This is a genomic window from Desulfovibrio sp. 1188_IL3213 (genome assembly GCF_036763145.1).
Lineage (GTDB): Bacteria > Desulfobacterota > Desulfovibrionia > Desulfovibrionales > Desulfovibrionaceae > Desulfovibrio.
Map to the genome: position 1 here is coordinate 1 of NZ_JBAIYR010000650.1, position 916 is coordinate 916.

Below are 916 nucleotides of genomic sequence, written 5' to 3' on the forward strand. Positions count from 1 at the left end.
TCTGCCGCGCCTGCCTTCTGGTATGCGGACAGCCCTGCCAGTGACCGCTTCCAGTGGGCCTCGTCGCGCAGGTCGGTCCGGGGGCCTTGCCTGTTTTCCGCGTCTTCAGGGGCTTCATCAAAGAGACGTTGGCGCAGGCTGGAAAGGTTGCGGTGCTGCATGCCGGCCAGCGAGGCGATCAGGTCAGGGTGCGGATGCTGAGGTTGAATCTGGCGGCCAGGGCTTTCACGCTCAACTGTCGTGACAGATTTTCAAGCAGCCACAGCAGGATTCCGTTCAGGCTGTCCCCAGAGTCCGGCAGCTCATGCTTTATCAGTTGGGCTGCCCGCCCTCACGTTCCAGCGGCACTACCGCCTTCCGGGCGGAATCAGCGGCCACTGCCGCACCAAAGTCACGGCGGATGAGCGGATTTGGGAGCCATACCGGTGGAATCCAGAGTAGTAGAAGATCGCAACCGAATCACCGGCGGCGGCGTAACTGCCGGAATTGATTTCGGCCTGACGCTGCTGGCCAGGCTGCGCGGCCCGGAAGCGGCGAAAACAGCCCAGTTGATTATGGAATATGATCCGGTTCCACCGTTTAACGTTGGCAGTCCCGAGGCGGCCGGGCCGGATCTGGCAAACAGGGGGCGCGCTCAGGTCAGAGCTGGCAATGAGAAAATGCGTCGACTGATCGCCGAGCGAAAAAAAAGCTCTGCTGAACGTTGAAATTGATCAAAAGGCATTGCCACGTTGGGCTTTGCCTGCCTTGCGCTGCCTTTGGGTATAGTTCGCCGGACACCACCTGACGGGGTAATCATCCCCTTTTTAGTAGCTCTCCAAAGTAGAGCCTATGCCGCCAGCTTACGTTTCATAGCTGGAGTGATGCCGCCAATGCCCATGTTTGGTCGCTCATTGTTATATGTCCACAGCCAGGC

General features: G+C 59.3%; 1 protein-coding gene. It reads left to right on the plus strand.

Annotation, left to right across the window (positions count from 1 at the left end; genetic code table 11):
* Nucleotides 1-425: 425 nt before the first annotated feature.
* Nucleotides 426-707: a hypothetical protein gene (locus V6C16_RS14295; protein WP_333543564.1), complete on the plus strand. Its 282-nt coding sequence runs from the start codon at nt 426-428 to the stop codon at nt 705-707.
* The last annotated feature ends 209 nt before the right edge of the window (nt 708-916 follow it).